The sequence below is a fragment of the Actinoplanes sp. NPDC051405 genome (genome assembly GCF_055586185.1).
The window spans coordinates 699186-723522 of sequence record NZ_JBVJIR010000001.1 but is presented as its reverse complement, the minus strand read 5'-3'; the positions used below and the strand labels follow the sequence as shown (position 1 = coordinate 723522).

The 24337-nt window shown below is 71.7% G+C and carries 24 protein-coding genes; 7 read left to right on the top strand and 17 right to left on the bottom strand.

Annotation, left to right across the window (positions count from 1 at the left end; translation table 11 throughout):
* Window positions 1-16: 16 nt before the first annotated feature.
* The 3 genes from ACZ6S4_RS03340 to ACZ6S4_RS03330 are packed head-to-tail and all read right to left on the bottom strand — an operon-like array spanning window position 17 to window position 2084.
* On the bottom strand, window positions 17-529 hold the full coding sequence (locus ACZ6S4_RS03340) for a hypothetical protein (protein ID WP_465473324.1): 513 nt from the start codon (window positions 527-529) through the stop codon (window positions 17-19).
* Entirely contained in the window at window positions 526-1281 is a 756-nt protein-coding gene (locus ACZ6S4_RS03335; RefSeq protein WP_465473323.1) for an SDR family oxidoreductase, read from the bottom strand. The genes ACZ6S4_RS03340 and ACZ6S4_RS03335 overlap by 4 nt, the downstream gene beginning before the upstream one ends.
* Before the next feature lie 44 nt (window positions 1282-1325).
* Window positions 1326-2084, bottom strand: coding sequence for a helix-turn-helix domain-containing protein (locus ACZ6S4_RS03330; protein ID WP_465473322.1), 759 nt, complete (start codon window positions 2082-2084; stop codon window positions 1326-1328).
* 117 nt (window positions 2085-2201) lie between these two features.
* On the opposite strand from ACZ6S4_RS03330, the gene ACZ6S4_RS03325 reads away from it, so the two are divergent.
* Window positions 2202-2573: a nuclear transport factor 2 family protein gene (locus ACZ6S4_RS03325; protein WP_465473321.1), complete on the top strand. Its 372-nt coding sequence runs from the start codon at window positions 2202-2204 to the stop codon at window positions 2571-2573.
* 13 nt (window positions 2574-2586) lie between these two features.
* On the opposite strand, the gene ACZ6S4_RS03320 is transcribed toward ACZ6S4_RS03325, so the two are convergent.
* The 6 genes from ACZ6S4_RS03320 to ACZ6S4_RS03295 form a co-directional block, all read right to left on the bottom strand.
* On the bottom strand, window positions 2587-3063 hold the full coding sequence (locus ACZ6S4_RS03320; RefSeq protein WP_465473320.1) for a cupin domain-containing protein: 477 nt from the start codon (window positions 3061-3063) through the stop codon (window positions 2587-2589).
* Between the two features lie 63 nt (window positions 3064-3126).
* Entirely contained in the window at window positions 3127-3867 is a 741-nt protein-coding gene (locus ACZ6S4_RS03315; RefSeq protein WP_465473319.1) for an SDR family oxidoreductase, read from the bottom strand.
* A gap of 199 nt (window positions 3868-4066) precedes the next feature.
* Window positions 4067-4504, bottom strand: a complete 438-nt coding sequence (locus ACZ6S4_RS03310; RefSeq protein WP_465473318.1) for an SCO6045 C-terminal-like domain-containing protein — start codon at window positions 4502-4504, stop codon at window positions 4067-4069.
* Window positions 4501-5319, bottom strand: coding sequence for an MbnB/TglH/ChrH family RiPP precursor modification enzyme (locus ACZ6S4_RS03305; protein WP_465473317.1), 819 nt, complete (start codon window positions 5317-5319; stop codon window positions 4501-4503). Before ACZ6S4_RS03305 ends, ACZ6S4_RS03310 begins: the two co-directional genes overlap by 4 nt.
* Entirely contained in the window at window positions 5316-6227 is a 912-nt protein-coding gene (locus ACZ6S4_RS03300; RefSeq protein WP_465473316.1) for a TIGR04222 domain-containing membrane protein, read from the bottom strand. The genes ACZ6S4_RS03305 and ACZ6S4_RS03300 overlap by 4 nt, the downstream gene beginning before the upstream one ends.
* Window positions 6228-6289: 62 nt before the next feature.
* The gene (locus ACZ6S4_RS03295) at window positions 6290-6868 is read right to left on the bottom strand and encodes a TetR/AcrR family transcriptional regulator (RefSeq protein ID WP_465473315.1); all 579 of its coding nucleotides are present in this window, start codon (window positions 6866-6868) and stop codon (window positions 6290-6292) included.
* Between the two features lie 162 nt (window positions 6869-7030).
* Here ACZ6S4_RS03295 and ACZ6S4_RS03290 point away from each other — a divergent pair, with 162 nt between their 5' ends.
* On the top strand, window positions 7031-7678 hold the full coding sequence (locus tag ACZ6S4_RS03290) for an HAD family hydrolase (protein ID WP_212993014.1): 648 nt from the start codon (window positions 7031-7033) through the stop codon (window positions 7676-7678).
* A 152-nt stretch (window positions 7679-7830) separates the two neighbouring features.
* The gene (locus ACZ6S4_RS03285; RefSeq protein WP_465473314.1) at window positions 7831-8748 is read left to right on the top strand and encodes a serine protein kinase RIO; all 918 of its coding nucleotides are present in this window, start codon (window positions 7831-7833) and stop codon (window positions 8746-8748) included.
* Window positions 8749-8812: 64 nt separating this feature from the next.
* Here ACZ6S4_RS03285 and ACZ6S4_RS03280 read toward each other — a convergent pair whose 3' ends face one another.
* The 3 genes from ACZ6S4_RS03280 to acnA all read right to left on the bottom strand — a co-directional run bounded on the left by ACZ6S4_RS03280 (window position 8813) and on the right by acnA (window position 12703).
* Window positions 8813-9058: a DUF2630 family protein gene (locus ACZ6S4_RS03280; RefSeq protein WP_465473313.1), complete on the bottom strand. Its 246-nt coding sequence runs from the start codon at window positions 9056-9058 to the stop codon at window positions 8813-8815.
* Between the two features lie 24 nt (window positions 9059-9082).
* Window positions 9083-9829, bottom strand: coding sequence for a winged helix-turn-helix transcriptional regulator (locus ACZ6S4_RS03275; RefSeq protein WP_465473312.1), 747 nt, complete (start codon window positions 9827-9829; stop codon window positions 9083-9085).
* A gap of 102 nt (window positions 9830-9931) precedes the next feature.
* Complete coding sequence (gene acnA / locus ACZ6S4_RS03270) at window positions 9932-12703, bottom strand: aconitate hydratase AcnA (protein WP_465473311.1); 2772 nt, start codon at window positions 12701-12703, stop codon at window positions 9932-9934.
* A 188-nt stretch (window positions 12704-12891) separates the two neighbouring features.
* Here acnA and ACZ6S4_RS03265 point away from each other — a divergent pair, with 188 nt between their 5' ends.
* Both ACZ6S4_RS03265 and pulA read left to right on the top strand, forming a co-directional pair.
* Window positions 12892-13281, top strand: a complete 390-nt coding sequence (locus tag ACZ6S4_RS03265) for a hypothetical protein (protein WP_360547696.1) — start codon at window positions 12892-12894, stop codon at window positions 13279-13281.
* A 31-nt stretch (window positions 13282-13312) separates the two neighbouring features.
* Window positions 13313-16582, top strand: a complete 3270-nt coding sequence (pulA, locus tag ACZ6S4_RS03260; RefSeq protein ID WP_465473310.1) for a pullulanase-type alpha-1,6-glucosidase — start codon at window positions 13313-13315, stop codon at window positions 16580-16582.
* Between the two features lie 169 nt (window positions 16583-16751).
* On the opposite strand, the gene ACZ6S4_RS03255 is transcribed toward pulA, so the two are convergent.
* From ACZ6S4_RS03255 to ACZ6S4_RS03245, 3 genes are all read right to left on the bottom strand, one after another.
* Window positions 16752-17129 (bottom strand): type II toxin-antitoxin system death-on-curing family toxin, encoded by a 378-nt coding sequence (locus tag ACZ6S4_RS03255; protein WP_465473309.1) that lies wholly within the window; start codon window positions 17127-17129, stop codon window positions 16752-16754.
* Window positions 17126-17335 carry a hypothetical protein gene (locus ACZ6S4_RS03250; RefSeq protein WP_465473308.1) on the bottom strand — a complete coding sequence of 70 codons (210 nt, stop codon included), beginning with the start codon at window positions 17333-17335 and terminating at the stop codon, window positions 17126-17128. The genes ACZ6S4_RS03255 and ACZ6S4_RS03250 overlap by 4 nt, the downstream gene beginning before the upstream one ends.
* Before the next feature lie 72 nt (window positions 17336-17407).
* On the bottom strand, window positions 17408-20353 hold the full coding sequence (locus ACZ6S4_RS03245; protein WP_465473307.1) for a PAS domain-containing sensor histidine kinase: 2946 nt from the start codon (window positions 20351-20353) through the stop codon (window positions 17408-17410).
* 149 nt (window positions 20354-20502) lie between these two features.
* On the opposite strand from ACZ6S4_RS03245, the gene ACZ6S4_RS03240 reads away from it, so the two are divergent.
* Complete coding sequence (locus tag ACZ6S4_RS03240; RefSeq protein WP_465473306.1) at window positions 20503-20967, top strand: DUF6174 domain-containing protein; 465 nt, start codon at window positions 20503-20505, stop codon at window positions 20965-20967.
* A 21-nt stretch (window positions 20968-20988) separates the two neighbouring features.
* On the opposite strand, the gene ACZ6S4_RS03235 is transcribed toward ACZ6S4_RS03240, so the two are convergent.
* Together ACZ6S4_RS03235 and ACZ6S4_RS03230 are read right to left on the bottom strand one after the other, a co-directional pair.
* Window positions 20989-22455 carry an aminopeptidase P family protein gene (locus tag ACZ6S4_RS03235; RefSeq protein ID WP_465473305.1) on the bottom strand — a complete coding sequence of 489 codons (1467 nt, stop codon included), beginning with the start codon at window positions 22453-22455 and terminating at the stop codon, window positions 20989-20991.
* A gap of 82 nt (window positions 22456-22537) precedes the next feature.
* Window positions 22538-23224, bottom strand: a complete 687-nt coding sequence (locus tag ACZ6S4_RS03230; protein ID WP_465473304.1) for a hypothetical protein — start codon at window positions 23222-23224, stop codon at window positions 22538-22540.
* Between the two features lie 116 nt (window positions 23225-23340).
* On the opposite strand from ACZ6S4_RS03230, the gene ACZ6S4_RS03225 reads away from it, so the two are divergent.
* A complete protein-coding gene (locus tag ACZ6S4_RS03225) occupies window positions 23341-24279 on the top strand; it encodes a carbohydrate kinase family protein (RefSeq protein ID WP_465473491.1) in 939 nt (312 codons plus the stop codon).
* Window positions 24280-24337 lie beyond the last annotated feature (58 nt).

Below are 24337 nucleotides of genomic sequence, written 5' to 3'. Positions count from 1 at the left end.
ATCCGGCCGTCGGGGCCTAAGGTCCCGGCCGGTGCCGGGTCAGCTCATTGCGTAGGACCGCCGGGCCGGGACTCATCAGGCCTACATCGATCACGAAGGAACCTCGGCGCAACCGTGGCGTCCGGCCGGCTGTCGGGGCGGAAGCGACCGCATCCAGCGTGGTCGGGGTGACGACCAATTGGGTGAACGGGCCGGCGAACCGCAACCGGGCCGACGCGATGGCCGCCGCCGGCACGAAGGTCGCCCGGTGCCGGCTCGGCGCGAACTCCACGCCGGCCGCGGACACCCGTACCCAGCCGGGGTTCGATCCCGTGCCGGCCAGGGCACCCAGCCCGCCGGCCGCCGCGGTCGCAAGCGTCACCAGCCCGGCTTCCACGTAGTCACCGAAGTCGAGCGAGGCGCCGGCCGCGACCGCCGCGACCATGGCCAGCCCGCGGATCAGCAGAACCACCGGCGCGACGAGCAGCGCGACACCGAGGGCCAGCCGCCACCGGTGCAGGCGGAAGACGACCGGCTCGGTGACGCTCACAGCATCCGTAGCGCACCGCCGTCGACAGGCAGGGTCAGCCCGGTCAGGTAGCTCGCCGCCGGGGACAGCACGAACGCCGCCACCTTGCCGAACTCGGCCGGCTCAGCCAGCCGGCGGAGCGGGACCGAAGCCGCCGCCTCCGCGGCTGCCGCCTCGGCGTCGCCGGTCGCTTCGAAGAGCTCCTTGTTGCGGTCCGTCAGCACGCGGCCCGGCAACAGGCTCACCACGCGTACGCCGCGCGGGCCGTACTGATCCGCCATGTCCTTCGCCGCACCGGCCAGGCCGGGTCGCAGCCCGTTGGACAGGCCCAGGCCGGCGATCGGGGTACGCGCCGACGTGGACAACACCAGGGCGATCGCGCCGCCCTCGGTCAGTCCCGCCGCCACCGTACGCGCCGCGCGTACCGTGCCGAGAAAGACCGTCTCGAAGGCCTCGCGCCACTGCTCGTCGGTCAGGTCCGCGGCCGTGCCGCGGGCCGGGCCGCCCACCGAGATCAGCGCGCCGTCAAGGCGGCCGAAGCGCTCCCGCGCCGTGCTGATCAGCAGCTCCGGCGTGCCGGGATCGGTCAGATCCGCCACCACGCCCGCCGCGCCGTCGCCAAGCTGAGCGACCGCCGCGTTGACCGCCTCCTGCGAGCGCGCGGAGACGACAACCTTGGCGCCGTCGGCCACCAGCGCCTGGGCGGTGGCGAAACCGAGGCCCCGGGAGGCGCCGGTGAGGACGAAGACGCGATCAGCCAGCCCGAGATCCATGCCGCAGATCCTGCCACCCGGGCCGCCTTCGGGCACCCGGAAGATCAGTGGGCGTGCAGGAAGGCGGCGGTCGCCGCGTCCGCCGGCAGGAACGACTCGATGGCCAGTTCGTCGAGGGTGACATCGAGCGGCGTGCCGAGCACCGCCGTGACGCTGAAGAACGACAGCTCCCGACCCGCGGTCGCGTACCGCAGCGGCACGACCATGCCGTCCGGCCGGGCTGTGGCCTGCCCGCCGGGCAGCGCCAGCAGCTCGTCGTGCAGCGACCGCAACACCGGATCGCCGGTCGCCTGCGCCTGGCGGTCCAGCCGGTGCAGAACGTGCGCCCGCCATTCGGGCAGATTCCTGATCCGGGGCGCCATGCCGTCCGGGTGCAGCGACAGCCGCAGCACGTTCACCGGCGGTTCCAGCAGCTCCGGCGCGGCCCCGGCGGTCAGCAGCGGCACCGCCGCGTTGCCGTCGACCATGGTCCAGTGCCGGTCGATCAGGACGGCCGGATAGGGCTCGTGCCCGGCCAGCACGTCGCGCAGTGACGCCAGCACGGCGGCCAGGTCCGGGCCGCGAAGATCCCCCTCGGGATAGGCCGGCGCGAAACCGCCGGCCAGCAGCAACGCATTGCGCGCCCGCAACGGTACGGCCAGCTCCTCGGCCAACCGCAGGATCATCTCCCGGGTCGGCCGGGCCCGCCCGGTCTCCACGAACGACAGGTGCCGCGTCGACACCCCCGCCTGCCCGGCGAGCTCGAGCTGGCTCAGCCGCCGGCTGCCCCGCCACCGGCGCAGCAGCACCCCCACGTCGCTCATGGACCCGATCGTAGGGAGCCGGCCGAGGACCGCCGATTACCCGCGAGGTAATCGACCGGACTACCCGGGCCGGGTGACGGTGGTCGGGCAATAACCGGAGCAGCGAGGAGAACCGACATGAGCGACTTCGACATCGTGGTGCAGCGCTACGTGGCCGCCTGGAACGAGACGGACCCGCAGCGCCGCCGCGCGGCGATCGAGGAGGCCTTCACCGATGACGTCCGGTACGTCGATCCGCTGGCGGCGGTCGAGGGGCACGCGGCGTTGGACGGCCTGATCGGGGCGGTGCAGGCTCAGTTCCCGGGGTTGGTCTTCACGCCCGGCGAGACGGTCGACGCCCATCACCAGCAGGCGCGTTTCACCTGGCATCTGGGTCCCGCGGGGGAGGAGCCGGTGGTGATCGGCTTCGACGTGGCTGAGCTGGGAGCGGACGGGCGGATCCGCACGGTGCTCGGCTTCATCGACCAGGCACCCGCGGCGCTGGGCTGATCAGGCGGCTGCGTCAGGTCCAGAACGTGTCGTGGCGCAGGAAGAACTCCGTGCGTTCCTGCTCGGACATCTGCGCGACGGTCGAGACCCGTTCGAAGTAGTCCTCCCGGGGCGCCCCGGGGGCGAACAGGATCAGCATCGACGCCGGCTCACCCGACTCGTTGCGGAAGCCGTGCACGCCACCCTCCGGCACGTACAGGAAGTCGCCGGCACGGCCGTCCTGCCACTTGGTGCCGTCGAAGAGCTTGACCGTGCCGGACAGCACGAAGAAGGACTCCGAGATGGACCGGTGGAAGTGCGGGTCGGGACCGCTGCGGGGACCCTTGAAATCCCACCGGTACAGGCCGAACTTGCCGTCCGTGCTGGCACCGGTGGCGAGGTAACTCGCGGTGGTCGCCGCTCCGTCGAGCTCCGGTTCAGCGCCGGCGACCCGCAGGGTCGCGGTCGCCTCGCCACCGTCGCCGAGGTAACGCGCATCGGGATAGGACATATCAGCGACCGTACGCGGAAACCGCCTTACCGCGCTGCCCGTGCCGCGGGCCGATCGACGAGATCAGTCCATGGCATGACCGCCGTTGACCGTGATGCGCTCGCCGGTGATGAACCGGGCCCCGTCCGAGGCCAGGAACGCCACCACGTCCGCGATCTCACCCGGGGTGCCCATCCGGCCCAGCGGCACCTCGCGCCGGTATTGCTCCACGTACTTCGGGTCGATGCCCGCGTGCCGCTCCACCGGGATCCAGCCGGGCGCGACCACGTTGACGGTGATGCCCCACGGGCCGAGCTCGCGCGCCCACGTGCGGGTCAGCGAGAACTGCGCGCCCTTGGCCGCGCTGTAGGCCGACATGCCGGGTGCCGAGCGCTCGAAGAGGTCGGAGCCGATCTGGATGATCCGGCCACCGCCGCGCTCCCGCATGCCGGGCGCGATCGCCTGCATCAGCAGCGTGGGGCTCTTCACGAAGAAGGTGAGCTGGTCCAGGTGGTCCTGCCAGGTGACGTGGACCGCGTCGATCGCCGGCTGCGGGCCGGTGGCGTTGGGCACCAGCACGGCCACCGGGCCGAGCCGGGACTCGACGGCGGCGACCAGCGCGGCGACCTCCGCCTCGTCGGTGACATCGGCCCGGAACGCGGCCGCGCGCCCGCCGGCGGCCTCGATGTCGGCGACCACCCGCTCGGCGTCCGCCCGGTCGGGCAGATAGTTGACGGCCACGGGCCAGCCGTCGGCGGCCAGCCGCCGGGCGATGTGCGCACCGAGCCCCCGCGAGGCGCCGGTGACCAGAACCGAGCCATCCATGCCGACGAAGCTACCGCCCACCCCCGACAGTTTTCCGTCATCGGCCCCTTGCCCGACAGCAGCACCTGGGTTGTGGCCGATGCTCGCGATGGAGGGTGGGCCGATCGCAGAACCTGGGCTCAGCGGCGGGGCGCAGGCTCAGCAAGCCCTGCTTGGCGGCGGGGCTCGGCGGAATCCGGGCTCAGCCGTCGGACCTCGTTCAACTGCGGCGCAGGACGCGTACCCGGCCTGCGACCTGCCCGACCACCGACCCGGCGGCGCTGCGCACAGCCGGCATCCGGCGAGGTCGCGGCGGATTTTCACCGTCGTAGACCAGGGACGCCTCCCGGGCCGCGAGCTCCGCCCCGGCCGCGGCCGGCAGCTCCCGCCGGGCGGCCAGCTCCCGGGCCAGATCCCAGCCGTCGCGCAGCGACCCCCGCGTCGGCCGCGTCGCGGCCCACGCCGACCACTGCCTGTACCAGCCCGCACCCAGCGCGTGCACCAGATCCGGCCACTGCCGCGCGACCTCACCGGCCCGCTTCCTGAGCAGCGCGACCCGGGCGGCCTCGACGAGCCGGGCATCAAAACCCGGGGGTACGGCGGCCCCGCCGGTCAGCGCGGCCACCAGCTCGGCCTGCCGTTCCGCCAGCGACGTCATGTCACGCTCGGGTAGCCGGAGGCGGCGGCGATCGCGTCCAGTTCGCCGTTGAGCTCCGCCGCCGACGGGTAGTCGCCGTCGCGTTCCAGCATCAGTGCCGGTGGCCGGTGCCGGGCGCACAGTTCGGTGATCAGGTCGAGCACCGGCTGGGGGACCGCGTCGGTGTGTGTGTCGTGGTAGATCCCGTCGTGTTCGGCGCCGCCGGCCACGTGGACGTAGGCGATCCGGTCCAGCGGCAGCCGGTCGAGCAGGGCCAGCGGGTCCGTGCCCCGGTTGAGCGCGTTGGCGTAGACGTTGGCCACGTCCAGCAAAAGCAGGGCGTCCGTGCGTTCCAGGATCTCGGTCAGGAACGCACCTTCGTCCAGCTCGTCGTCGGGCCAGTCGAACAGGGCCGCGATCGGTTCCAGGGCGATCGGTACGGACAGCTCCGCCTGGGTGCGCTTGACGTTGGCCACCACCGCGTCGACGGCTTCGCGGCTGCGGGGGATCGGCAGCAGGTGACCGGCCTCCACGCCGCCGGCGCGGACGAACGCGATGTGCTCGCTGACCAGGGGCGCGCCCAGCCGCTCGGCCACGGCCGCGAGGTGGGTGACGCGGGCCGGCTCGACCGGTTCCGCGCCGCCCAGCGACAGTTTCACCCCGTGCGGCACGACGGCCACGCCGCGGTCGCGCAGCTCGGCCAGGCCCACCGGCAGGTCACCGTGGGCGGGTACGGACTCGGCGACCACCTCGGCGAACTTGAGGCCGGGGAGCTGGGCGACGAAGCCGCCGATCTCGGGCCGCCAGCCGATGCCCACCCCGTACGCGGTGGTCATCCGCCGCACCCGCCTCCGCCGCAGCCGCCGCCTCCGCCACCGCAGGACGAGCCGCCGCTGCTGCACGAGGAGGAACTGCCCGAGTCGCCGCTGGAGCCGCTGCCGGAGGAGGCGTTGACGCGCTGTACCTCCGCGTCGGCGGCGAAGGCCGGGTCCATCGTGTAGAGCGTCGCGGTGCCGTACAGGGCCACGCCCATCGCCGCGCCTGTCGCGCCGTAGGTGGCGTACGAGGGGGACTGGTGCGGCGCGAGGTAGGCGTGCTGCTGACGCAGGGCCCGCATGCCCTTGTCGGCGGCGTGCGTCGCGCGGCGGCGGCGGGTCAGCAACATGATGGTCAGGAAGAAGGCGATCACGATGGCCACCACGAGGAAGCCGACGGGCTTGTCGTTCTGCAGCCCGTCGACGAGCCGGGCCACGCCGGCCAGCACGATCAGCGCGCCCACCAGGGCCCAGGCCCGGGCGGCCTTGAGCTTGCCCGGGGTCACGGCCAGGCCCTGCGCCTCCAGGCCTTCGCGCAGCTGGCGCACCGCCGCGACGACCCACTGATCACCGGTGAGGTCGCGGGCCCGCAGGCGCCGGCCCGCCGCGTTGTAGACCGCCGAGTCCAGCGGGGTGGTCCCGGCGGGCATCGGGCCCGACTGCTGCAGGGTCTTGCCCGGGCCGCCGGTGATGGCCCCGGCGCCCCGCAGGCCACCCAGCGAGGCGTAGACGGCGAGCTGGTCGCCGCCGTTGAGGTACGCGACCTGCTGCGGGCCGAGCCGGTCGACGGGCGCGCTGCGGTTGCCGGAGAACAGGACGCGCCGGTGGATGGCCGAGAGGATCAGCACCGAGACGATCGCGGTGAAATAGAGGACGAGGAAAGCCGGTCCGGGGATGCCCCAGGTGTCACCCTGCGCCGCGAGATTCATGTCCGACCTCCCGAGCTGTGTCGTTGCTGGACCTCATTGTGCAGGTCAATGCAACATTCGGGTCACGGCCGGCGGACAGCTTCCTCCACGACGTCCAGGACCTGGCTCAGTTCGCCCGCCGGGCGCCCGGTCGCCAGGTGCAGGACCAGCCCGTCGTATGCCAGCTCGAGGAACTGGGTGAGCACCTCCACGTTCACGTCGTCGCGCAGCACACCGGCCTCGTGCTGGCGTTCCAGCCGCTCGCGGGTGGCCTCGGCGATCGCGGCGGAGCGCTCGGCCCAGCGCTTGGCGAAGGCCGGATCGGTGCGCAGCCGCCGGGAGACCTCGAGCTGGCTGCCGAGCCAGCCGGCCGTGTCGCCGTCGCTGGTCCGGGCCTGCTCGAGCAGGTCGCGCATCACCTGGACGAGGCCGTTGCGGCGGACCGTGGTGACCATGGCGGCGGCGTCGTCCTCGGCGACGGCGAGGAACAGCGAGTCCTTGTCGCGGAAGTGGTGAAAAATCGCGCCACGTGAAAGGCCGGTGGCCTCCTCGAGGCGGCGCACGGTCGCGCCCTCGTACCCGAATCGGGCGAAGCATCCGCGCGCCGCCGCGAGGATCTCGTGGCGGCGGGCGTCGAGCTGGTCCTGGCTTACCCTGGGCACGCTGCGATCGTGTCACGCCGGTTCGGACGCTTGCAATCCGTACGTACGGCTTGCCAGCCCATCGAGATCCGTCTCGCATGGTGCCAAAAGCGTCATCCGGCCCTCCCTTTGTTAACACTCTTGGACTGTCCGCGCCCGCATTCACTCACGTACAGTGCGCGGGTGCCTCTCGTCTTCCTCGCGCTGGACGACACCCTGCTTGACCGCAGCGGTGCGTTCCGTCTGTGGGCGAAAGGTTTCCTCGACGAGATCGCGGCGCCGCAGGACGACCTCGACTGGTTACTGTCGGTCGACGCGGACGGCCTCACCTCCCGGTGGGACCTGGCCGATCTGATCCGCGACCGCTACCAGCTCGACATCCCCTCGATCGACCTGCTCGAGGAGCTGCACGAGGGCCCGCTGGCCTACGAGCGGCTCGACCCCCTGGTGGCCTGTGCGCTGCAGATCGCCGGGGATGCGGGGTGGGTCCCGGTGGTGGTCACCAACGGCCCGCACGAGCAGCAGGAGACCCGGATCCGGCGCACCGGGCTGGACCGGTACGTCGCCGACTGGGTCATCTCCGAGCAGGCCGGCGTCAGCAAGCCCAACCCGCGCATCTTCGCGCTGGCCGCCCAGCGGGTCCGGATGCGACTCGGCGGCGCCTGGATCGTCGGGGACAGCCCGGAGGCGGACATCGGTGGCGCCGCCGCGATGGGACTACCCAGCGTGTGGTTGCACCGGGGCCGGGACTGGATCGACAACCGGTTCGCGCCGACCCGGGTGGTCGGCAACGTGATCCAGGGACTGTCCGCGGTGATGGCCGCCCGTTAATTCGGTTGCGCGACCGGGTGACGCCCGGGAGAGTGCATCCCGTACGTGCTCCGCAGGTTTCTCGAGAAGAAGGGGGTGAACCTCATGGCTGTCGTTGTCCTTCGCCATGCCCAGGTTCCAGTTCTTTCTTTCTTCTCCGAGGAGACCCTCCAGTGCGAGAGCACGACGCTTTCGGCCCGGCAACCATGCGCCGCGGCCGCCGCAAGTTCGACGACGACGAAGCCGACTTCGTAAAGACGGGCAAGCTCGAGCCCGCTCTGGCCGAGGACCCCGACCTGCCCGAGACCGGCGACCGCTGGTCGACGTGGGACGGCGCCCTGCACGGCCCCCATCCCCGCCCCGACTGGGTCCGCACCGAGTACGGCGCGGTGGACACCGAGCTGGGCATGCTCAAGACCGGCAAGGAAGCGGACGTCTTCCTGGTTCGCCGGGCCGTACCCGGCACCGACCAGATCAGCATGATCGCGGCCAAGCGGTACCGCGACGGCGACCACCGGCTCTTCCACCGCGACGCGGGCTACCTCGAGGGACGCCGGGTGCGCCGGTCCCGTGAGATGCGCGCGATGACCAACCGCACCGCCTTCGGCAAGGAGCTCATCGCCGGGCAGTGGGCGGCGGCTGAGTTCGGCGCGCTGTCCCGGCTCTGGCAGGTGGGTCAGGAGGGCGGCACGATCTCCGTGCCGTACCCGGTGCAGCTCATCGGCACCGAGCTGATGCTGGAGTTCATCGGCGACTGGGAGACCGGGGAGGCCGCGCCGCGGCTGGCGCAGGTGCGCACCGACCGCGACGGGCTCGAGGACCTGTGGCGGCAGATGACCGACGCGCTCAGCGTGCTGGCCCGCACCCAGATCGCGCACGGCGACCTGTCGCCGTACAACACGCTGGTGCACGAGGGGCGGCTGGTGATCATCGACATGCCGCAGATCGTCGACCTGATCGCCAACCCGCAGGGCGCCGAGTTCCTGGCCCGCGACGTGCGCAACGTGGCGAGCTGGTTCACCGCGCGCGGCCTGACGGTGGACGCCGACGGGCTGATCGAACGCCTCAGCTACGAAGCGGGGCTGCTGTGACGTCCCGGGGCAAGCAGCCCGGACCGCGGCCGCCGGACAAGCGGTGGCCGCGGCCGGGGCCGCGTCACTGGAGGTAGCCCTCGACCTCGCTGGTGCTGTGGGCCTGCTCGCTGTCCGGGTTGTTGCCGAACTCCCGGGCAGCGCGCCGGCGGCGCAGCAGGTCCCAGCACTGGTCCAGCGACTCCTCGAGCTCCTTGAGCTTGGCGTGCTCCTCGTCGCTGCTGATCTCGCCGCGGCTCAACTGCTGGCGGAGCTTGTGCTCCTCTTCGACCAGGCCGTTGATCCGGCCCAGCACAGTGTTGTCATCCATGACCAAGAGCCTTGCACACGGCTTTCACAGATCAAGCGGCACTCGCGGCGCGACCGGCTCGGCCCAGTCGCCGGTGAGCATCCGGCCGGTCTGCTGCGGTGGGAGCACCAGCTTGTAGCCGACCTGCCGGACCGTGCCGATCATGCACTCGTACTCGGTGCCGAGTTTGGCCCGCAGCCGGCGGACGTGCACGTCGACGGTGCGGTGGCCGCCGAAGTAGTCGAAGCCCCACACCTCGCGCAGCAGCTGGTCCCGGCTGAACACCCGGCCCGGGTGCTGGGCCAGGAACTTGAGCAGCTCGAACTCCTTGTAGGTGAGGTCGAGCTGGCGGCCCTTGAGCCGGGCGGAGTAGGTCTGCGGGTCGATGGCCAGCTCGCCGGCGGTGACCGTGCCGCTCGCCCCGCCCGCGGTGCCGCCGGAGACCCGTCCGGTGGTCATCCGCAGCCGGGCCTCGACCTCCGCCGGTCCGGCGTGGGTCAGCAGCACGTCGTCCAGGCCCCAGTCGGCGGCCATCGCGATCAGGCCCGCCTCCTCGACGACGGCCAGCAGTGGCACCCGCAGGCCAGTGGTGCGCAGCATCCGGCACAGGTCACGGGCCTCGAGCAGGTCACGGCGCGCGTCCACCAGGACGACATCGGGGTCGGCGCCGGACAGCAGGGACTGGACGTCGAAGGTGCCGACCCGCAGCGAGTGCCGCAGCAGATCGAGCGCCGGCAGCGCCCGATCCTCCGCAGCGGCGCCGGGGCGGGTGGCCAGCAGCAGGATCTCCATGGGCCTCAGCGTGCGGCACGCATGTTTCGAAACGTGTTCTTCATATGTAAGAACACCCCGTCATCCGGCGGACAACGGGGTGTTCTACAGCACATCCAGGGCTCAGCTGGTCAGCATCTTGCGCAGCACGTACTGCAGGATCCCGCCGTGGCGGTAGTAGTCCGCCTCACCGGGGGTGTCGATCCGGACGTCGGCGTCGAACTCCACGCCGGTGTCGGTCAGCACCTTGACGGTCGACGGGATGCCGCCGTCGTTGAGCGCCTCGACGCCGGTGATCGTGAACGTCTCGGTGCCGGTCAGGCCCAGCGACTCCGCGTTGGTCTTCGGCGGGAACTGCAGCGGGAGGACGCCCATGCCGATCAGGTTCGAGCGGTGGATGCGCTCGTACGACTCGGCGATGACCGCGCGTACGCCCAGCAGCATCGTGCCCTTGGCCGCCCAGTCGCGCGACGAGCCGGAGCCGTACTCCTTGCCGGCCAGGATGACCAGCGGGACGCCGGCCTCCTTGTACGCCACCGAGGCGTCGTAGATGCTGCTCTGCTCGCCGGTCAGGTGGTTGACGGTGAAGCCACCCTCGACGCCCGGGACCAGCTGGTTGCGCAGGCGGATGTTGGCGAACGTGCCACGGATCATCACCTCGTGGTTGCCGCGCCGGGAGCCGTACGAGTTGAACTCGTGCCGGGGCACCCCGTGCTCGGCCAGATACTGGCCCGCGGGGGAGTCGGCCTTGATCGAGCTGGCCGGCGAGATGTGGTCGGTGGTCACCGAGTCGCCCAGCTTGGCCAGCACCCGAGCGCCGGCGATGTTGGTGACCGGCGAAGGGTCGGCCTGCATGCCCTCGAAGTACGGGGGCTTGCGCACGTAGGTCGATTCCGGCGCCCACTCGAAGGTCTTGCCCTCCGGCGTGGGCAGCGACTGCCACTGCTCGTCGCCGGCGAAGACGTCCGAGTAAGCCGTGCTGAATCCGATCGCGCCGATGGTGGCGGCGATGACCTCGTCGATCTCCTTGGCGCTGGGCCAGATGTCGGCGAGGTAGACCGGCTTACCGTCCGAGCCGGTGCCCAGCGGCTCGGTGGTGATGTCCAGGTCCATCGTGCCGGCCAGCGCGTACGCGACCACCAGGGGCGGCGAGGCCAGGTAGTTCATCTTGATGTCGGGGTTGATCCGGCCCTCGAAGTTGCGGTTGCCGGAGAGCACGCTCACCGCCGTGAGGTCCGCCTCGTTGACCGCGGCCGAGATGGCGTCGGGCAGTGGGCCGGAGTTGCCGATGCAGGTCGTGCAGCCGTAGCCGACCAGGTTGAAACCGAGCTTGTCGAGGTACGGCGTGAGCCCGGCCCGGTCGTAGTAGTCCATGACGACCTTGGAACCCGGCGCCAGCGTGGTCTTGACCCACGGCTTGCGGTTCAGGCCCTTCTCGACCGCGTTCCGCGCGAGCAGCGCGGCACCGATCATGACCTGCGGGTTCGACGTGTTGGTGCAGGACGTGATCGCGGCGATGCCGACGAAGCCGTGGTCCAGCTCGAACTCGCTGCCGTCCTCGCCGACCACCCGGGTGGGCTTGGAGGGCCGCCCGGTGGCACCGTCGGCAGCACTGAAGACGTGCGGCTTGTCGGCGTCCGAGTGCTCGTGGTTCGCCGGCGGGTCGCTGGCCGGGAAGGACTCCTCGCTGGCCTCGTCGGCGGGGCCCACGGCGCTGACGTAGTTGGCGAGCGCGTCGCGGAACATCGGCTTGGCGCGGTCCAGCGGGACGCGGTCCTGCGGGCGCTTCGGGCCGGCCAGCGACGGCACGATGGTCGACAGGTCCAGCTCGAGGCGCTCGGAGTAGTTCGGCTCCCCGGCCGGGTCGTGCCACAGGCCCTGGCGCTTCGCGTACGCCTCGACCAGCGCGACCTGCTGCTCGGAGCGGCCGGTGAGCTTGAGGTACTTGATCGTCTCGTCGTCGATCGGGAAGATCGCCACGGTGGAGCCGTACTCGGGCGACATGTTGCCGATCGTGGCCCGGTTGGCCAGCGGCACGGCGCTGACGCCGGGGCCGTAGAACTCGACGAACTTGCTGACCACGCCGTGCTCGCGGAGCATCTCGGTGATGGTCAGCACCAGGTCGGTGGCGGTGGTGCCGGCCGGCATCTCGCCGTGCAGCTTGAAACCGACGACCCGCGGGATCAGCATGCTGACCGGCTGGCCGAGCATCGCGGCCTCGGCCTCGATGCCGCCGACGCCCCAGCCCAGCACGCCCAGGCCGTTGACCATGGTGGTGTGCGAGTCGGTGCCGACCACGGTGTCCGGGTAGGCCTGGCCGTTCCTCTCCATGATCGTGCGGGCCAGATACTCGATGTTCACCTGGTGGACGATGCCGGTGCCGGGCGGGACGACCTTGAACTCGTTGAACGCGGTCTGGCCCCAGCGCAGGAACTGGTAGCGCTCGCGGTTGCGCTGGTACTCCAGCTCCACGTTGCGGGCGAAGGCGTCCTCGCGGCCGAACAGGTCGGCGATGACCGAGTGGTCGATCACCAGCTCGGCCGGGGCGAGGGGGTTGACCTTGGTGGGGTCGCCGCCCAGCTCCTTGACGGCCTCCCGCATGGTGGCGAGGTCGACGACGCAGGGCACGCCGGTGAAGTCCTGCATCAGCACCCGCGCCGGGGTGAACTGGATCTCCACGCTCGGATCGGCGGTGGGGTCCCAGCCGCCGAGGGCCCGGATGTGGTCGGCGGTGATGTTCGCGCCGTCCTCCGTGCGGAGCAGGTTCTCCAGCAGGATCTTCAGGGAGTACGGCAGGCGGTCATGCCCGTCGACCTTGTCGATCGTGAAAATCTCGTAGCTCGCGTCTGCGACGCGTAGCTCGCTCTTCGCACCAAAGGTGTCGAGGCTGGCCACGTCATCTCCTTCACACCCAGCGACCGTGAGTAGTCCTCATCAGTCTGTCCCACCGGTGACGGCCGCCCGCCGGTTAGGTTGTCCTAACTCAGGGTTCACGTCTTCCGTAAACCGTACGTCCGTCTTGTTATTCGGTGCAACCCGGGTCCGAGGTTTGATCCTCATGATCAACGGGAACTGACCGTCCCGTGCAGGCACCCACGGATCTGGACCACCTCACGGACTTCTTCGACCGCTACGGCTCCGCCCTGACCAGGGGCGACGTCTCGGCGGTGGCCGGCTGCTACGCGTTGCCGGGCATGGTGGTCTCGGACTCGTACAGCTTCACCTTCGCCTCGCCGGCGGCGGTGGCCCTGTCGTTCCTGGGTGCCGCGCCGGCGTACAAGGAGCAGCAGATCGTCGCCGCGCATGCGCAGCTGCGCGATGTGCAGCGGCTCAGCCCGGCGCTGGCGATGGTCGCCGTCGAATGGGAGTACCTCGACAGCCTCGGCAACGCGGTGCCCGGCGAGAGCTACCGCTACCTGATCCGGGTCGACGCGAACGGCCCGCGGATCACCACCGTCATCGCGACGCACTGAAACTGACGTACCCCGGTGCCATCATGTCCAGGTGACCACGATCGAGATCGCCTCGCCTGAGGCACCGACCAGACTCAGCAGACCGCAGTGGCTGGTCGTGCACTACCGGCGCGAGGACGAGGGCTACGGCGACTGGTCACTGCACGCCTGGGGTGACATCGCCCCCGACGCGATCACCGGCTTCCCCGGCGGGCACCCGTTCGCCGGCGCCGATTCCTACGGCCGTTTCGCCTGGGTGCGGCTGGCCGATGCCGCCCGCGAGGTCGGCTTCCTGGTGGTCGACCACACCGGTGCCAAGGACGTGGCCACCGACCGGCACGTCGACCCGGCCGTCACCCCGCAGATCTGGCTGCGCCCCGGCGACCCGACGGTCTACACCAGCGCCGCCGCGGCCGGCCACACGACCGAGGTTCCCGAGGAGGACGACTTCGCGGTCATCCACTACCGGCGGGCCGACAGTGACTACGACGGCTGGGGCGTGCACGCCTGGGAGGGCACCCCGGCCAAGCCGCGCTGGCACGCGCCGCTCGCCCCGGCCGCGTTCGACGCGTTCGGTGCGGTGTTCCGGGTGCCGGTCCGCCCCGATGCCGTCGGCCTGCGCTTCGTGCTGCACCGTGGCGACGTCAAGGACCTGCCCGACGACCAGCGCCTCGATCTGACCGTCGGTCGCGAGGTCTGGCTGCTCTCGGGCACCACGGCGCCCGTGCTGCCCGACGTACGGTCGCTCGGTCCCGAGCTGGACCCGGCCCGGGCCCTGGCCGTCTTCCTCGACCGGACCACGCTGGCCCTGCCGCCGCACCTCGCCGACCGGGCCGAGAGCTTCGCCCTGGTCGCGTCCCCCGACGGCGGCCTGCGCCGCGACGGCGACGAGCTGACCGGCGAGCGCACCATCCTGCCGCTGACCCCGCGCCCCGGCGGCCTGTTCCAGGCGCAGAGCCGGCACTTCCCGCACCTGCGGGCCTACCGCGCCTTCGCGGTGCCGGAGCTGGGCGACGCGGCGCTGGGCTATCTGCTGCGCGGGCAGCTGCTCGCGGTCGGCCGCGACCACGCCGGCCGGGTCACGGCCCTGACGGCGGTCCAGCTGCCCGGCGTGCTCGACGACCTGTACGCGGATGCCGCCGACGCCGAGCTCGGCGTGGTCATGGAGGGGGAGCGGCCGACCATCTCGGTGTGGGCGCCGACCGCGCGCACGGTGGTGCTGGAGCTCTCCCGCACTCCCGGCGACGACGAGCCGAAGGTCCTGCCGATGGACCGGGACTCGCTGACCGGCGTCTGGTCGATCGCCGGCAAGCGCAAGTGGCTCGGCCGTTACTACCGCTTCCGGGTCGAGGTGTGGCACCCGGCGGCGCAGCGCGTGGTGACCAGCAGCGTCACCGACCCGTACTCGCTCTCGCTGTCGGTCGACTCCACCCACAGCCAGCTCGTCGACCTGGACGATCCCGAGCTGCGGCCGCCGGGCTGGGAGACCCTGGTCAAGCCGCCGCCGGTCGCGCCCGCCCGGATGCAGATCGCCGAGCTGCACGTCCGCGACTTCTCCATCGCCGACACCACCGTGCCGCCCGAGCAGCGCGGCACCTATCTGGCCTTCACCCGCGACGACTCGGCCGGGATGCGGCACCTGCGGATGCTCGCCGACGCCGGGCTCACCCACGTGCACCTGCTGCCGGCGTTCGACTACGCGACCGTGCCGGACCGCCGCGCCGACCAGGCGGTGCCCAAGTGCGACCTGGCCGGCCTCCCGCCGGACTCACCCGAGCAGCAGCGCGCGGTCATGGCGGTCGCCGCCGAGGACGGTTTCAACTGGGGCTACGACCCGCTGCACTACACGACCCCCGAGGGCAGCTTCGCCGTCGAGCCCGCCGGCAGCGCCCGCATCCGGGAGTTCCGGTCGATGGTCGCCGCCCTCAACGCGGCCGGCCTGCGAGTGATCATGGACGTCGTCTACAACCACACGATGGCCGACGGGCTGGCGCCGTTCAGCGTGCTCGACCGCATCGTCCCCGGTTACTACCACCGGCTGCTCGACGACGGCACGGTTGCCGAATCCACCTGCTGCTCCAACACCGCGCCCGAGCACATGATGATGGGCCGGCTGGTCATCGACTCGATCGTCACCTGGGCCCGCGAGCACAAGGTGGACGGCTTCCGCTTCGACCTCATGGGACATCACCCGCGGGCCAACATCCTCGAGACCCGGGTCACCCTCGACCACATCGACCCCGACATCTACCTGTACGGCGAGGGCTGGAACTTCGGCGAGATCGCGTACGACGCCCGGTTCGTGCAGGCCACCCAGGTCAACATGGCGGGCACCGGGATCGGCACGTTCAACGACCGGCTGCGCGACGCGGTCCGCGGCGGCGGCTCCTTCGGTGACGACCCGTCGGAGCAGGGGTTCGCCACCGGGCTGGGCGCGGCCACCCCGCTGTCGGTGCACGACCGGATCAAGGTGGGCCTGTCGGGCGGCCTGGCGACGTACCGGTTCGTCACCCACACCGGCGCCGAGCACAGCGGCGCCCAGATCGACTACAACGGCTCACCCAGCGGATACGCGGCCGCACCGGGCGAGTGCGTGACGTACGTCGACGCCCACGACAACGAGATCCTCTACGACGCGATGGCCTTCAAGCTGCCGCAGTCCCTGCCGATGATCGACCGCGCCCGCATGCAGGTGCTGGCGCTGTCCCTGGTGGTGCTGGGCCAGGGCGTCGGCTTCGTGGCGCTCGGCACGGAACGGCTGCGCTCCAAGTCGCTGGACCGCAACTCCTACGACTCGGGCGACTGGTTCAACCAGATCCGCTGGAACGGCGCCGACGGCAACGGCTTCGGCGTGGGCCTGCCCCCGGCCCCGGACAACGAGGACAAGTGGCCGTGGGCCCGGCCGCTGCTGGCCGACCCGGCGCTGGTGCCGTCGGCGGAGATCATGGACCTGACCGCGGCCCGGTACGCCGAGCTGTTGCGCATCCGCCGCTCGTCGCCGGTCTTCGGGCTGCCCACGGCCGACGAGGTGCAGCGGAGGCTGACGTTCCCGCTGGGCGGGCCGCACGAAAGCCCCGGCGTGATCGTGATGTGCCTGGACGGGACCGGGCTGGACCAGCGCTGGAGCACGGTGGTGGCGGTCTTCAACGCGACCGGGACCTCGACGACGCAGCACGTGCCGGCGTTGGCGGGGGTGCGGCTGGAGTTGCATCCGGAGCTGGTGGCTTCGGCGGATCCGGTGGTGCGGACGGCTACGGCCGAGGGGGGCACGCTGAGCGTGCCGGCCCGCTCGGTGGCGGTCTTCGTCGCCGACCTGGCCTGAGTGGCCCGGGCTGGTCCGGCTTGAGCGAGCCGGGCGCGTTCGGCTTGAGGCCAGCAATGCGCCGACTGGCAGCCCTTACGGCACAAGCCTGGCGACAGTCCACGAGGCCGCAAACAGAAGTAGGGCACGAAACCCCGCCGGACATCCGGCGGGGTTTCCTTATCTGGCTTCAAGCAATTCCAGCCTTCGACAAAGCGGCCGACACCTCCGGCACATCAAGATGGCCCTGAGCCACCCCCATCACCAGGTCGTACGCCTCGTCGTTGCTCATGTTCGGCTGGCCACCCGCGTTCAAACCGCAGAACACCCATGCCGCCGCCAGTGCAAGACGCTTGTTGCCGTCCTGCAACGGATGGTTCATGCACAACGCCACCAGCAGTGCCGCCGCCTTGTCGGCGATTGTCGGGTACGGCTCATGCCCGAACGCCCGCGTCTGCGGCCGGTGCGCGGACATGGACAACAGGCCCACGTCGCGGATCACCACATCCTGCGGCGCTATCACTGCCGCGGCGATATCGACGAGATCCTCCACGTCGAGATAGATCACGCGCCTTCGCCCAGACGCCGCAATGCATCGGCGAAGTTCGCTTGGACGACCTGAACCTCACGCGCGATCATCGCCTTCTTCGTGTGCCGGGCCAGGTAGTCCTCAGCCATCTTCACCAGCAGGGCCTGCACGCTGACGTGTTCCGCGTCGGCCTGCGCGCGTAGGCGTTCGGCCAGTTGCTCCGGGGGTCGAAAGTTCATCGCCATGCACGCAACGGTACCAGGATGGTACCAAATTTGCCCACGGCTCTTCGCCCGACGCGTCCGGCTGAGCCGTTGTCAGCGCTCGGGCGGCGGGCAGCTCGGCACGGTCACCGTGAAGGTCGTGCCGCCGTCCGGGCCGGCCGGCTCCGCCGAGAGGCCGCCGTGGTGGGCGTCGATGATCGCTTTGCTGATCGCCAGGCCCAGTCCGGTGCCCTTGATCCCCTGCGACACCGCGTTCGACGCGCGGAAGAACCGGTCGAACAGGTGTGGGCGTTGCTCCGCCGGGATGCCGATGCCGGTGTCGGTGACCCGTAGCGTCGTCGTAGCCGTCGCGTCGTCGTGGCGGCCGGTCAGGGTCACCGTGCCGCCCTGCGGGGTGTACTTCACCGCGTTCGAGATCAGGTTGTCGAGGACCTGGCGGATCCGTACCGGGTCGGCGTGGGCGGGCAGGTGCCGGGCCACGTCCACCTCGATCGTGATGTCCTTGGCCGTGGCGTCCGGGCGGCGGGCGTCCACGCTGTCCACCACCAGCCGGATCAGCGACAGCGGGCGCGGTTCCAGCTTCATCTGGCCGGCGTCGATCCGGGCCGTGTCCAGCAGGTCGTCGACCAGGCCCTGCATGTGGGCGCTGTGCTTGTCGATCACCGACGCCAGGTGGCGGTGGTCGCCGGTGAGGCCCGCGTCGTCGAGGAGCATCTCCGTGTAGCCGCGGATCGTCGCCAGCGGGTTCCGGAGTTCGTGGCTGACCAGGGCCACCAGTTCGTCCTTGAGCCGGTCGAGCTCGCGCAGCCGGCGGTTCTGCTGCTGCTGGTCGTGCAGCACCTGCTCGCGGCGGTCGGCCAGCTCGCGGCGGGCGGTCACGTCGGTCGCGATGCCATCGATGTACAGCCGGCCGCCTTCCGGGCGGGGCACCGACCGGATCCAGACCCAGCGGGTGACGCCGTCCAGGCCCAGCAGGCGGACCTCCGCGTCCGCCGGTTCGCCGCCGAAGACGGTGTCGCGGAGCCGGGCCATGGCCGGCAGGTCGTCCGGGTGCACGTTCTCGGCCATGGTCTTCGCGATGTCGGTGCCGGCCGGCAGCTGCCCACCCAGGATGCCGTGGCTGTCGGGGCTGGCGTAGACGACCACGGGCCTGCCGTCGTCCTCGATGGCGTAGGTCCACACGTAGTCGTTCACCTGGGCCACGACCCGGTCGAAGGCCCGCTGGGTGGCCGCCAGGACCTGGGTGAGCTCCTCCGCGCGGCGGCGTTCCAGGTGCCGGCCCAGGTGGGCGCAGACGCCGTCGAGCATGGTCAGCAGTTCCGCGTCGGGCTTCTCGACCGTGGTGCTCAGGAACAGCAGGACGCCGAGGATGCGGTCGTCGCTGCGGACCGGCAGGCCCACGGCGGTACGCAGACCCGCGGCGCGGGCCTCGTCGCGGCGCACCGCCGTACGGGGATCGTCGGCGAGTTCCGGCACCCACAGCTCCGTGCCGGTCTCCCAGACGATTCCGGCCAGTCCGGTGCCGCGGGGCAGGACGAACGGCTTGTCGTTGGTCACCGCCGGCAGCGGATGCCCCGGCTCCGTCCAGTGGCCGACCCGGCTGATCAGGCCGGTGTCGTCGTCGGTGCGCCAGAACTCCCCGCAGGTCCAGCCGAGCGCGGTGGCGATGGCGGCCACGGTGCCGGTGGCGGCCTGCTCGGCGGTGGTGGCGTCGGCCAGGGCGCGGGCCACGGCGTGCTGGGTCTGCTGCAGTGTCGCGGCCCGGTGCTGGTCGGTGACGTCGTGCAGGGCGACGACCGCGCCCAGGTGCCGGCCGTCGGCGGTGGTGATCGGGCGGGCGTTCGCCACGAAACGGCGGCGCCGGCCGTCGGCGGCCCGGACCGTCACGTCCTGCCCGTCGACGTGCTCACCGGCGTACGCCCGGGCCAGCGGCACCTCGTCCGGCTCCAGCGGGCGCCGGCCGTCCGGGTCGTAGAGCCGGCCCACCGCGGTGAGCGAGGCGACCGCCGCGGGTTCCTCGCCCGGCTCGTACAGTTCGCGCAGGGCGCTGTTGCGCAGCACGAGCCGCCCCTCGGCGTCGCAGGCGGCCACCCCGGTGTCGAGGCTGTCGAGCAGCGTGTGCAGGAACGTCCGGTCGTCGTCGGCCCGCTGCCCGGCTGCCTTGCGGTCGGTGATGTCGTGCAGGAACGCGTGGCAGACCAGCGCGTCGTTCTCGGCCAAGACCTGCAGCGTCATCTCGATCGGGAACTCGCGGCCGGAACGGTCCACGGCTGCCAGTTCGAGGCGCTGCCCGGACAGGATCGACACCCCGGTGTCGCGTACCCGTCGCAGCCCGGCGTCGTGCGCGGCCCGGTAGCGGGCCGGCAGGATCAGCTCGCCGACCGGCCGGCCGATGGCCTCGGCCGCCGGGTAGCCGAAGAGCGTGGCCGCCGCGGTGTTCCAAGCAATGATCACTCCGTCGGCGTCGGTGGACACGAACGCGTCGTGCGCGGTGTCCAGCACCCGGCGCATGCGCTCGGTGGCCAGCAGCAGGTCCCGGTTCGAGGTCCGCAGCGCGATCTCCGTCTCGGCCGCGGTGGCCAGGGCCTGCACGATCGCGAGTTCCTGCGGCGTCCAGTCGTGGGGCACGGTGTCGATCACGCAGAACGAGCCCAGCACCTCGCCGTCGGGGGCGTGCAGCGGGTAGCCCGCATAGGCCGCCACCTGCAGATCGTCGATCGCGAGGCTGTCCCGCAGCCGGGGGTCGGCGCGGGTGTCCGGCACGATCAACGGGGCGTCGTCGATGACCACGTACTGGCAGACGGAGTGCGACATCGGGGTTCCGCGCCGGCTCGCCCAGGGCTCGCCCAGCCCCACCTGGCTGGCGAAGACCTGGCTGTCGGCGTCGACCATCGAGACCAGCGCCACCGGGGCGCCGGTCTGCTGCGCGGCGGCGGACGCCAGCCGGTCGAGCGACGGATAGCAGTCGTCCTCGAGCAGCCCGCTCTCCCGCAGCCGGCGCAGACGTACCGCGTCGGTCAGCCGGCCGTGCTCCTCCACGTCTTACCCATCGTCCGATTCGCGGCCACCATGAGCGTGTGGCGGGTCACCCGCACGGCGGGTGCGGTGGGGCGCGCAGCCATTGCGCCGATCTGGGAACATGGGCGCGGCCCGCCGGGTGGTGGGCGTTCTCAAGGTCGGAGGTCACCGTGCGGTACGCCCGGGCATTGTGCGGCATCGCACTCGTCGCGGCCCTGACCGGTTGCACGGACGACAAGCCGGCGGCGGCTCCGCCCACCTTCGTCGCGCCCGCGTCGGCGCCGGCGTGGACCGAGCCGGCCGATTACGCCTTCGTCGCCGACCGGCAGTGCGAGGGCGGGCCGTCCCTGGGCAGATACCGCGTCACCGTCACCGCCGGCGAGGTCGCCGGCGTCGAGCGGATCGACGGCAAGACCGCCTCCGGCGAGGAGGAGATCGAGGTGCCGTCGCTCGGCGGCCTGCTGGAGCTGGCGCAGACCGCGGCCGACGACGGCGGCGCGATGACGGTCAAGACGGACCCGGCCGACGGCCACCCGGTCGCCATCACCTTCGACGTCTCCGACGGCACCGACCCGGCAGCGGGCGGGGAAGGCCCCACCTGCTTCGTGATCTCCGACTACGCGCCGCGCACGTAGAGCTGGCCACCCGCGATCCGGCTACTCCGGCAGGCGCGGGCCGGCCTCGCGCTGGGACGCCAGCCACGCCTCGACCTGGTCGGCCGAGCGGGGCAGGCCGGCCGACAGGTTGCGGCAGCCGTCGGCGGTGACCAGGACGTCGTCCTCGATGCGGATGCCGATGCCGCGCAGCTCCTCCGGGACCAGCTCGTCCTCGGGCTGGAAGTACAGGCCCGGCTCCACGGTCAGGACGTAGCCCTGGCCGAGCTCGCCGTCGCGGTAGGTCTCCTTGCGGGCCGCGGAGCAGTCGTGCACGTCGATGCCGAGCATGTGGCCGAAGCCGTGCAGGGTCCAGCGGCGGTACACCGTGGACTCCTCGGACATCGCCTCGTCCACGCTCACCGGCAGCAGGTCGAGGTCGTGCAAGCCCTCGGCGAGCACGCGCATGCAGGTCAGGTGCACGTCGCGGAACTTGACGCCGGGCTTGATCGCGTCCATGCCGGCCTGCTGGGAGGCGTGCACGATGTCGTAGACCTGGCGCTGCAGCGGGGTGAAGGTGCCCGAGACCGGCAGCGTGCGGGTCACGTCGGCGGTGTAGAACGTGCGGCCCTCGACGCCCATGTCCATCAGCAGCAGCTCGCCGGGCTTGGTCACGCCGGTGTTGCGGACCCAGTGCAGGATCGTCGCGTGCGCGCCGGCGCCGACGATGCTGCCGTAGCCGACGTCGTTGCCGTCCGTCCGGGCGCGCAGCCCGAAGACGCCCTCCAACAGGCGCTCCTTGACACCGCGGTCGGCCGGCAGGACGCGGGCGACATCCTCGAAGCCGCGCACGGTGGCGTCGATGGCGTCCTGGAGCTGGGCGATCTCCCACTCGTCCTTGACCAGCTTGAGCTCCGAGATCACCCCGGCCAGGGCGCGGTCGCGGCGGGCCCGCGGGTCCGGCTCGTACGCCAGGATCGCCCGGTCGACGTTGGCGTCGTGGCCGCGCAGCACCCGGGTGCGGGCCGGCGCGCAGTCGGCCAGCGCCGGCCCGAGCTCGCCCCACGGCGCCGTCTCGATGCCGAGCTCGGTCGACTTCTCCGCGAGGGTGTGCCGGCGGCCGACCCACAGCTCGCCGTCGCGGCTGCGGAAGAACTCGTCGGTCTCCTTGGAGGACCGCTGGTGGCTGTAGAGGACAGCGTCGTGCCCGGAGCCGCTGGGCCGCAGCACCAGCACGCTGCCGGGGTCGCTGTCGCCGGTCAGGTAGACGAAGTCGCTGCCCGGGCGGAACGGGTAGTCGGTGTCGTTGGCGCGGACCTTCTCGGTGCCGCTGGGGATGATCAGCGTCTCGCCCGGGAACGCGTCGGAGAGCGCGGCGCGCCGCTTGGCGTAATTGGGCGTCTCCGGCCGGGGCGTCACGCTCAGCGCGTCGTCCCGCCAGCCACCGCGCATGAACTGCAGGAACGCCTCCGGGAAATCCGGGTCGTGCGACTCGGTCCTCGGTGTCGTGCCCTCGCTCTGCTCGGCCATGGCCGGCCCTCCCGTCATCCGCGCGGCGTCGCTCGTCCCGTCCTGACGTTACCGCCTCGCCAAGATCAAGAGCAGCCCGGCATCACCCGTTGCCCAGGGTGAGGCAGGCCACCCGCGGTCCGGCCGTCCCGGCCTTGCCCGCAGCGGTACGGGTGTGCTCAGCGTGCACGATCAACGAGCGGGCCGGCTCCACCTCGTCGAAGACCCAGTTCTGGCGCGCGGTGACCGAGGCGCCGCCCCGCGCGTCGGCGGTGAAGTCCAGCCACACCTCGTTGCGCGGATTGGCGTAAGCCGGGTCGACCGAGGGCGGCGAGGCAGCGGCCTTCGGGTCGGGACTGTGCTGGTAGTGCGGGCCGGCGTCCTCCGGCGTCGCGGTGCACGGCCGGGTGTGCAGGTGGGCTCCGTACGCCCGGCGCGGGACCAGCCCGCCGGCGGTCAGCCGTACCGTCGTGCCCGTGGCCGTCCGGGAGATCGTGAGCTGGGCCGTCGCACCGGGCGGGACCACCTTGGGGTCGTAGGTGACCGCCCGTGCGCTCTGCGGGAACGGCAGGAACGTGCCGGAGACCGTGCCCTCGACCAGTGGCGCCGCCAGGCCGCCCGGAGAGGGCGCCGACGACGGCAGCGCGGGGCTCGGTGCGCCGCTGACCAGCCAGGGCGTCGAGCCCGGCGGCAGCGACACGCCGGACCCGGTCGCCGTGCCGCCCGGGCCGGCGCAGCCCGCCAGGGCCGCGGTGAGCAGGAGGGGTAGGGCGAAAGCGCGCGGATGCATGGGTGAATCATGTCAAACAACCACAAAACGGGCGAGCATCCGGGAGTGGCTGGCTTTCTCGCGTCCCGGGCGTAAGGCTGACGGCATCGGTGCGGCGTTACGTGGAGGGGATCCGGATGGGCTACGCGGTGGTGCTCGGTGAGGCGTTGGTGGATCTGCTGGAGACCGAGCGCGACGGCGAGCTGATCTATCGGCAGGCGATCGGCGGCGCCCCGCTCAACGTCTCGGTCGGCGTCACCCGGCTCGGCGGCGAGGTGCAGTACTTCGGCTCGCTCGGCAACGACACCCTCGGCGACCGGATCGCCGCGTTCCTGCGCCAGATCGGGGTGGGCACGACCGGGCTGACCCGCGTACCGGTGCCGACCACGCTGGCCGTGACGACCTTCGAGGGCGCCGAGCCGACCTTCCAGTTCTACGGCGAGCCGCCCTCGTACGCGCTGCTGCGCCCCGAGGACGTCGACGACAAGGTGGTGGCCGGGGCCGCGGTGCTCTACACCGGGTCGATCAGCCTGATGCGCGAGCCGTTCCGGGCCGCGGCCCGCAAGGCCTGGGCGATCCCCGGGCCGCTGAAGGTCTTCGATCCCAACGTACGCCCGAAGCTGCTGCCCGACGCCGCCGCGGTCGGCGAACTGCGCGACCTGGTCGAGGAGTTCTTCGCCACCGCCGACCTGGTCAAACTCAGCTCGGCCGACGCCGAGGTGCTCTGGGACGGCGTGGGCCCGGCCGCGGCCGCGGAACGCATCCTCAAGATCGGCGCGAAGGCGGTCGTGGTGACCTGCGGCTCGAAGGGCGCGTACGTGGCCGCCGGGCAGAGCACGGTCATGCTGCCGGCGCCGACGGTAGACGCGGTGGACGCCACCGGCGCGGGCGACTCGGTGATGGGCGCGCTGGTCCGCCGCCTGCTGGCCGACGGTGTGCCGGCCGAGCCCGAGGGCTGGCAGAGCTACGTCCGCTTCGCGCTGGCGGTGGCCGGCCTGGTCTGCGAACGCCCGGGCGGCGCGGTGGCGATGCCGACCATGGAGGAGCTCACTGCCCGCTGGGGCGCGCTGCTGTAGCGCGCATCGGGTCCAGCGCCCATCGGGAGGAAAGTTCGCCGGGAGCGATGATTCGCCG

Coding starts and splice junctions, on each gene's coding strand:
- ACZ6S4_RS03335 (WP_465473323.1), bottom strand. CDS start 1,281: ATGGATCTCGGGCTGGCTGATCGCGTCTTCGTCCTCACCGGCGCCTCC.
- ACZ6S4_RS03330 (WP_465473322.1), bottom strand. CDS start 2,084: ATGAGCGACGTGGGGGTGCTGCTGCGCCGGTGGCGGGGCAGCCGGCGG.
- ACZ6S4_RS03325 (WP_465473321.1), top strand. CDS start 2,202: ATGAGCGACTTCGACATCGTGGTGCAGCGCTACGTGGCCGCCTGGAAC.
- ACZ6S4_RS03320 (WP_465473320.1), bottom strand. CDS start 3,063: ATGTCCTATCCCGATGCGCGTTACCTCGGCGACGGTGGCGAGGCGACC.
- ACZ6S4_RS03315 (WP_465473319.1), bottom strand. CDS start 3,867: ATGGATGGCTCGGTTCTGGTCACCGGCGCCTCGCGGGGGCTCGGTGCG.
- ACZ6S4_RS03310 (WP_465473318.1), bottom strand. CDS start 4,504: ATGACGTCGCTGGCGGAACGGCAGGCCGAGCTGGTGGCCGCGCTGACC.
- ACZ6S4_RS03305 (WP_465473317.1), bottom strand. CDS start 5,319: ATGACCACCGCGTACGGGGTGGGCATCGGCTGGCGGCCCGAGATCGGC.
- ACZ6S4_RS03300 (WP_465473316.1), bottom strand. CDS start 6,227: ATGAATCTCGCGGCGCAGGGTGACACCTGGGGCATCCCCGGACCGGCT.
- ACZ6S4_RS03280 (WP_465473313.1), bottom strand. CDS start 9,058: ATGGATGACAACACTGTGCTGGGCCGGATCAACGGCCTGGTCGAAGAG.
- ACZ6S4_RS03275 (WP_465473312.1), bottom strand. CDS start 9,829: ATGGAGATCCTGCTGCTGGCCACCCGCCCCGGCGCCGCTGCGGAGGAT.
- ACZ6S4_RS03250 (WP_465473308.1), bottom strand. CDS start 17,335: ATGGCGATGAACTTTCGACCCCCGGAGCAACTGGCCGAACGCCTACGC.
- ACZ6S4_RS03235 (WP_465473305.1), bottom strand. CDS start 22,455: ATGGCCGAGCAGAGCGAGGGCACGACACCGAGGACCGAGTCGCACGAC.
- ACZ6S4_RS03230 (WP_465473304.1), bottom strand. CDS start 23,224: ATGCATCCGCGCGCTTTCGCCCTACCCCTCCTGCTCACCGCGGCCCTG.
- ACZ6S4_RS03225 (WP_465473491.1), top strand. CDS start 23,341: ATGGGCTACGCGGTGGTGCTCGGTGAGGCGTTGGTGGATCTGCTGGAG.